Annotated in this window: 5 protein-coding genes and 3 pseudogenes; 4 read left to right on the top strand and 4 right to left on the bottom strand. The window is 67.1% G+C overall.

The features are described 5' to 3' along the window. Positions 1–94: 94 nt before the first annotated feature. The 4 genes and pseudogenes from ACIRB1_RS47050 to ACIRB1_RS47035 form a co-directional block, all read right to left on the bottom strand. Positions 95–1486, bottom strand: a pseudogene (locus tag ACIRB1_RS47050) (ISKra4 family transposase); the annotation flags it as partial. Positions 1487–1560: 74 nt separating this feature from the next. Further along, on the bottom strand, positions 1561–2088 hold the full coding sequence (locus ACIRB1_RS47045; protein ID WP_403470115.1) for a hypothetical protein: 528 nt from the start codon (positions 2086–2088) through the stop codon (positions 1561–1563). A gap of 80 nt (positions 2089–2168) precedes the next feature. Next, positions 2169–2704, bottom strand: a pseudogene (locus ACIRB1_RS47040) (IS5 family transposase); the annotation flags it as partial. Positions 2705–2773: 69 nt separating this feature from the next. Further along, on the bottom strand, positions 2774–3208 hold the full coding sequence (locus tag ACIRB1_RS47035; protein ID WP_403470114.1) for a DUF6228 family protein: 435 nt from the start codon (positions 3206–3208) through the stop codon (positions 2774–2776). 99 nt (positions 3209–3307) lie between these two features. Here ACIRB1_RS47035 and ACIRB1_RS47030 point away from each other — a divergent pair. From ACIRB1_RS47030 to ACIRB1_RS47015, 4 genes and pseudogenes are all read left to right on the top strand, one after another. Next, positions 3308–4077: pseudogene (locus ACIRB1_RS47030) on the top strand (IS5 family transposase); the annotation flags it as partial. A gap of 114 nt (positions 4078–4191) precedes the next feature. Beyond that, positions 4192–4572 (top strand): transposase family protein, encoded by a 381-nt coding sequence (locus tag ACIRB1_RS47025; RefSeq protein ID WP_403470116.1) that lies wholly within the window; start codon positions 4192–4194, stop codon positions 4570–4572. A 71-nt stretch (positions 4573–4643) separates the two neighbouring features. After that, on the top strand, positions 4644–6323 hold the full coding sequence (locus ACIRB1_RS47020) for an ISAzo13 family transposase (protein ID WP_403470113.1): 1680 nt from the start codon (positions 4644–4646) through the stop codon (positions 6321–6323). Between the two features lie 218 nt (positions 6324–6541). Continuing rightward, positions 6542–6955, top strand: coding sequence for a DUF5959 family protein (locus ACIRB1_RS47015; RefSeq protein ID WP_403470112.1), 414 nt, complete (start codon positions 6542–6544; stop codon positions 6953–6955). Positions 6956–7085: the final 130 nt, after the last annotated feature.

Here is a 7085-nt window from a genome sequence, read left to right as displayed (position 1 = left end):
ACAGAAGCAGAATGCCGACGCGCCGGCCTCACCGCATCAAGAACTGAGCACGTTCATCCGTACGCGGCTGTGTACGTTCACGTGTACGCCGACACCATCGGGCGCCGGTGATGTCGAGGCGGTCGGCGATCAGGTGGCGGCAGGCGCCTTCGACGGCGCCGGTGGCGATCGGCCAGCCGGCCGCGAGCGCAGTGTCGTAGTGAAGCTGGTCAAGGTGGCCGGTGAGGTAGCGGTGGCAGGTGGTGACGGCCTCGCGACGGGTGGCGGGAAGCCGTTCGGCTGCGGCCTGGGCGGTCATCTCGGCGGCGGCGCGGTCGGCGTGTCCGGCGAGGATCGCGGTGAGTTTGTCCGCGGCCCAGGTCTCGGCCTCCCGGCTGCCGGCCGAGTGGAAGGCGTGTGCTGCCGTCCAGCAGTACTCGGCAACGTGCACGAAGTCGAGCAGGACGTGCAGGCGGATGTCGCGGCGGGCGGCTTCGTCCTGGATCAGGTCGAGTTGGTGGCGGGCGCCGTCGACGAGCACGATCCAGTCCCGCAGATGCTGCGGGTCACGGGCCTGGGCCTGGTCGAAGGCGTCAGTGATGACCTGCTCCGGAGGACGGATCACCGAGGCGGTGCACCATTTGCGCTCCGCTTTCGGACCCGGCCTCGGCGGCCGGCTCTCGCTGCGGCCGCCGGGCGGATGCACGATGTCGTGCGGCCGGCGTGGGGCGGGTGCGGTGTCGAAGACGCAGGCCACCGTCGCCATGCGCTTGCGGTTGGGTTTCTCCCCCGGAGCCAGCCGCCCCCGCCGTCCGGCCGCCGCGGTCTTGGCCGCCGCCCGGCGGGTGGCCTCGCGCAGGGCTTCGGGGCGCATCACCACGCCTTTGCCGTCGACCTGGAGGACCACCGGCATCTCGCGGGTGCACGGGGCGGGGATCTTCACCGTGTAGTAGGCGGCGATATCAACGGCCGCGGCGACCACCAGCTCTTTAAGACGGCGCTTGCCCAGCACTCTTCCGCATCGTCGCTCGATCGCGGCCTGGGCCTGGTCGAAGGAGCCTCTCACGGCTTCCAGGACCGCGAGCCGGGCCAGGCCGCGCGAGTGCCGGCCGGCAGGCAGTGACAACGCTTCATCCGCCGGATGCACGTTGGACAGGCCCCGGCCGCGATAGGCGATCCTGGTCACCCGCACCGGCCCGAACACGCAGGTCAGCCAGCGGGGATGGTTGCTCTCCCGCCAGGTCCGCGGCCGTCCTTCCGGCCCGCACACCACCGGCCGTCCGGCGCTGATACGGGCCGCCGTTTCTTCCGTCCTCGCCCGCAGGTCGAGGTGATCCTGCATCAACTGCCGCAGCAGTTCGCGTCCTTGCTGTTCGAGCAGGCCCTCCAGCTCGTCATGGGCCATATTCCGCGCCGGGGCGCCGGCCAATGTCGAGACGAGGCGTTCGAAGGCATCACGGGAGGCGGCATACCCATCAGGCTCGAGTAAGGCGTCATAGGGTTCCATCTGGGGCTCTTCTTCGGCTCTTCTTGCGGTTCGTTCGGTTGGCACCTTCGAATCTACGGAGAAGAGCCCCTTGGTCACCGGGAGTTGACGTGGCCGGCGTCCCCGTCATGGCGGGCGAGGGTGAACCGTCCCGGCGTGTCCTCGTCCAGCCAGCCCCGCTCCACCAGACGCTTCAGCTTCCCCCGCGTCCCCTCGATCTTCGCCGTGGTGGCCTCCAGCCCGATCCGCGGCACGATCTGCTTGGCCTGCAACGCACCTCTCGCATCAGCGACGATCTCCACGATGTCCCGGTACACGTCCGGCAGCACCCCAGCGACCAGGCCCTCCCGCCACGGCGGCACCGCCATTACCCCGATACCGTGAGGAGCCGGCGTTTCCCTGGGTTCCGGAACATCGTGCGCCTCCACCGCCGGCGCCACGTCCGCAACCGACAACTCCGCCAGCACCTCCATCACGGTCTCCCGCGTGATCTCCAACCGTGACAGATCAGCCCGGGCCCTCTCCAGCCGGACAGCCACCTCCGCAGCCTCGGCCTGGAGTTCTTCCACCCGCTGTCGAGCCGCGGTCTCCCGCGCCTGGAGTTCTTCCGGCAACGACACCATCGCGCCCCACCTCCACCTCGCCACGGTAGAAGTACGACGACAACGCCCACACGTCAATCAGCATCTTCCCAGCTCAGCTATCCCTCGAAAGGATCCGCACCCTGTCTCGTTTGGTGACCCTCGACCATGGGCTTAAGCCCTTCGCTGTCGTGGGTGTTGCCGGCCGAGACGCCGACGACCAGGGGCAGCCCGTTCGCGTCCGACAGGACGTGCATCTTGGAACCCGGCTTGCCCCGGTCCACGGGGCTCGGACCTGTGAGTTCGCCCCCTTTTTAGCCCTCACGTGAGCGGAGTCGAGGACCACACGCGAGACGTCGATGAGGCCAGCGTCATCGAACCGGTGAAGCACCGCCTCGTGCAGGCGGCCCCAGACGCCGGCTCTCGACCAGATCAGGAACCGGCGGTGGGCGGTCGACTTCGATATCCCGAAACAGGGCGGCAGAGCCCTCCAGGCACAACCGCTGACCAGCACGTAGATAATCGCCGCGAACAACGTCTCATCAGGCGTGTCCTGCGTTCCCCCGCCCTGCTGCCGCACCTTCGACGGTGGGATCAGCGGCTCGGCGATCTCCCACAGCCCGTCCGGAACAATCCAACTCCACGTACCCCGCCCCATACACAAACCAACGAGCGATCACCACATAGGACACGGTCTAAGAGGTTGTCTCACGTGGTGTTGCCCCAGCTACTCGACCGTGCTCGCGAGAAACGTGTGGAGCTCGGCCGCGAGGTTTCGCATTTCCTCGCCAGCCGCATGCACGGTGGTGGTCTCGAAGCGCCACTCCTCGGACGGAGGCCGATCGTGGATGCCCCACGTCAGGTGTACGTAACCGCCCGAGTAGTGTTCCGCCGAGATCGTCAGGTCGCGTTCCAGAGAGCGCCAGACGCGCGCGCCTTCCCAGCCCCGGAAATCCTCGGCCAGTGAGGAGAGGAAGGTGTCGAGGCCGTCGCCGTGCCACGTCCGAACCAGGGTCTCGATACTGACCCATTGCCCGCGAGCTTTCACGACGAAGTCGAGTGTGGGGTCGTCCTCGAACGGTCTTGCCAGCTCGGAGAAGAGCAGGTGGACTGCTCGCGGTCCGGTGTCTCCCACGCGTACCGCGCGGCCGTCTTCGGTCATTTGTGCAGGTTAGAAGCCGTGGGGCTCGACGGCCAACTGCTATTCCCGCACTGCCCCGAGGACGGGCCACAGGCCCCGTGTGGGGCATGATCGTCCGCTATGGCTGTGGATCTTGCGCGGGACCTGGTCCCCGATGGACTGTGGAAGATTGCCGCGCCACTGATACCACCGTTTCGGCCCAGACAGCAGGGTGGCGGGACGGTACCGGTGGCGGATCGGAAAGTGTTCACGGCGGTGGTGTACGTGCTGACCAGCGGTTGCGCCTGGCGGTATCTACCGCCGACGTTCGGCACCTCGCCTGCCACCGCGCATCGCCGGTTCGCGGCGTGGACCAGGGCCGGTCTATGGCGCCGGCTGCACCGGGCGGTCCTGGACGAACTCGGTGCCAAAGGTGCGCTGGACTGGACCTCAGCGATCATCGACGCCGCGTCCGTCCGCGCGAAAAGGGGGGCGCGCTGACCGGGCCGAACCCGGTCGATCGCGGCAAAAAGGGCAGCAAGCTGCATGTGCTGTCCGAAGCGCAGGGCGTCCCGCTGGCCGTCGCAGTGTCCGGTGCGAACGTGCATGACAGCCAGGCGTTCAAGCCACTGCTCCTGGGCGTCCCCGCCGTACGCTCCCGGCGCGGGCCACGACGACGGCGACCGGTCAAGGTCCGCGCCGACAAGGCGTACTACTCCGCCGAGCATCTTGCCTGGCTACGCTCCCGAGGATTCATCGCACGCATCGCGCGCCCGGGCATTGAGTCCGGCGAGCGGCTCGGCCGACACCGCTGGAAGATCGAGAGGTCGATCGCCTGGTTGTTCGGTTACCGCCGTCTCACCGTTCGCTATGAACGCAAGGGCAGCCACTTTCTCGCCTTCCTGGGCCTCCACCCTCAGCAGCCGCTGGACGTGACGGCGGCCAACAACCCGTCAGGCCGGGCCGCAGCGAACAGGGCGCCCACACTCACGCAGCATGCGCTGCAGGATCCTGAATTGACCGGCATGACCCGCCAGCAGTTCAGCAACCTCATCGACGCGCTGACTCCCGCGCTGGAGGTCCAACGCGAGCAAGTGCTCCGCACGCGCCGCGGTCACGAGCGCATGGTCGCCCCCGGCACAGGCGCCAAAGCCAAGCTCACCCCAGCCGACCGGGTCCTGGCCACCGTGCTCCACCTGCGCAAACTCGCCACCATGGACCTCCTCGGGCAACTCTTCGGCGTCACCGCCATGACCATCAGCCGAGCGAAACAGGAAGTCCGCCCACTCCTGGAAACACACGGCCACCACGTCGACACCTCAACCGCCCGCTTCCGCACACCAGCCGACGTCACAACGTTCCTCGCTTCCAACCCCACCCCAACCAAGGTCAAAACGACGAGTTAAAGATCTGCACGCCCTTAGGGTCCGTAAAGAATCAACACGTTGCTTCACGGTGCCTCTGTCGTTGGTGTGTTATGCGCATACCGAGCGAGGTTCGTGACCAACTCGCCCTGAGATTCGGGGTGTTGTTCCCGCACTTGAATGAGCGGCAGCAGCGGCTGGCGCTGGCCGCCGAGGCCCGGCTGCTGGGACACGGTGGGGTGAGGACCGTCGCCCGTGCCGCGGGGGTGAGCGAGACGACGGTACGCAAGGGAGTCTTCGAGCTGGAGGGCGGTGAGGATCCCTTGCCCGATGGCCGGGTCCGCCGGGGCGGCGGCGGTCGCAAGAGCGCAGAGGAACTTGATCCGCTGCTCGTTCCGGCTCTGCTGGCCCTGGTGGAGCCGGACGAGCGGGGCGATCCGATGTCGCCGCTGCGGTGGACGACCAAGTCGCTGCGGTCTCTTGCCGGGGCGCTGACGCGGCAGGGCCACGCCGCTTCAGCGCCGACCGTGGGGCGGCTGCTGCGGGAGAACGGCTTCAGTCTGCAGGCCAACGCCAAGACCCTTGAAGGTGCACAACACCCCGACCGGGACGCGCAGTTCCGGTACATCAACGACCAGGCCAAAGACCATCAGGCGAACGGCGAGCCGGTGGTCAGTGTGGACACGAAAAAGAAAGAAGTCGTCGGGGAGTTCAAGAACGCGGGACGTCAATGGCGGCCGGCCGGTGAACCCGTGCGGGTCGACGTTCATGACTTCCCCGGTGACGCGCTGGGCAAGGCCCTGCCCTACGGCATCTACGACCTGGCGGCGGGCACCGGCTGGGTGAACGTCGGTACGGATCACGACACCGCGACCTTCGCGGTCGAATCGATCCGCCGCTGGTGGAACGGGCAGGGACGTCTCGACTACCCTGACGCCACCCGTCTGCTGATCACCGCCGACGCGGGTGGCTCCAACGGCTACCGCACGAGGGCCTTCAAGACCGAACTCGCCGGCTTCGCCGCCGAGACGCGCTTGGCGGTCACGGTCTGCCATATGCCGCCGGGCACGTCGAAATGGAATCGGATCGAGCACCGGCTGTTCTCCGCGATCACGATGAACTGGCGTGGCAGACCGCTGACCAGCTACGAGGTCGTCGTGCAAAGCATCGCTGCGACGACCAACCGCACTGGGCTCACCGTCCACGCCGAACTCGACCCCGGCAGCTATCCCACGGGAGTGAAGGTCAGCGACGCTGAACTGAACGCGGTGCCACTGACCGGCCATGCCTTCCACGGGGAATGGAACTACACCGTGCACCCACGGCCTACCGAGCCGACGAACCCCGGCAAATCAACCCCCTGCCTCGGCCGCGAGGCCCTGGCACACCCCGCCCTGACCGGTATGACCAGCACCCAACTAACCGAACTGACCACAGCCCTGGCCTCGCCCTGGCAGGCGCTCCACGCCCCGGACCGCACTACCCGACGCGACGGAGACACCCGACGCCGAGCCCCGGGCGGCGGCCGCAAAGCCAAACTCGACCTGGCCGACCGCGTCCTGGCCACCGTGCTGCACCAGCGCCTTGGCCTGTCGCCCACCGTGCTCGCCCGCCTGTTCACCGTCAGCAAGGACACCATCCGCGAGGCCACCGGCGAGATCAGACAGCTCATGGACCAGCACGGCCACACCCCCGGCCCCGCAACGACACACCTGACCACCCTCGCCGGCCTCCACGTCTACGCAACCGCACACGGAATCGCCCTCACGACAGAGACAAAACCACCGTGTTGATTCTTTACGGACCCTTAGGGCCCGCCGGAGAACAACATGTAGGTGGAGGGCACGCTGACCTGCGACGTCTGCTCGAAAACCCACACTTTATTTTCCGGCGGGTCCTTAGAACTCCTAACGGAATGATTCGACGCAGACCCAGAAGGCTGGCTAGTTGATCCGACGTGCGCCAAGATCGCCTCATCTTCGTGGGGGGCGACTTGGCAACAACTGGGCAGTTGGATCTTGCTCTGCTCTGTGACGACGAGGGCAACCGTGTCCGCATCACGGTGCTCGGACCTCTTCTGGGCGTGTCTGGAGGGCTGGCCGCGGAGATCGTCGTTGACACACCGTTCGTTGCCGGACGCCTGGACCTCTCGCTGTGGCGGTCACGGCTAAATGCATGGAGCGAGGCCCTGGATCGTCTTGAGGCCGGCGAGGACATCGCCTGGCTGCACGTCCAGCGCGGACCGTCCGTCTTCATCAACCTCACCGGCGAGCGCGACTGCCCCGAGGTGGTAGTTGAAGACGATCTTGTCTCGATGGCGACCGTGCGGGTCCCGATCGACCTGCCGGTCGACTGGATCGCGGCCCAGCGGCGCTTGCTCAGCGTCGTGCTCGGCGCCTGGAACGACCACCTGTCATCCGAGTGAGTACAACTTTCGCCAGCAGATCAGGGGGCATCCGAGACTCAGACGTCATCCGCTTATCGATCACGGGGCTGGGCTGGTCGAACAGGGTTCCTGATCGGGTGATCGTGTGAGGGCCGGTGCATGGAAGCAG

The organism is Streptomyces sp. NPDC096013, assembly GCF_044763565.1.
Classification (GTDB): Bacteria; Actinomycetota; Actinomycetes; order Streptomycetales; family Streptomycetaceae; genus Streptomyces.
The sequence above is the reverse complement of the archived record's forward strand: the minus strand, read 5'-3'. Positions and strand labels throughout refer to the sequence as shown.

Excerpts from the sequence above, each read along its gene's own strand:
- ACIRB1_RS47045 (WP_403470115.1), bottom strand. The coding sequence starts at position 2,088 with ATGGTGTCGTTGCCGGAAGAACTCCAGGCGCGGGAGACCGCGGCTCGA.
- ACIRB1_RS47035 (WP_403470114.1), bottom strand. The coding sequence starts at position 3,208 with ATGACCGAAGACGGCCGCGCGGTACGCGTGGGAGACACCGGACCGCGA.
- ACIRB1_RS47025 (WP_403470116.1), top strand. The coding sequence starts at position 4,192 with ATGACCCGCCAGCAGTTCAGCAACCTCATCGACGCGCTGACTCCCGCG.
- ACIRB1_RS47020 (WP_403470113.1), top strand. The coding sequence starts at position 4,644 with ATGCGCATACCGAGCGAGGTTCGTGACCAACTCGCCCTGAGATTCGGG.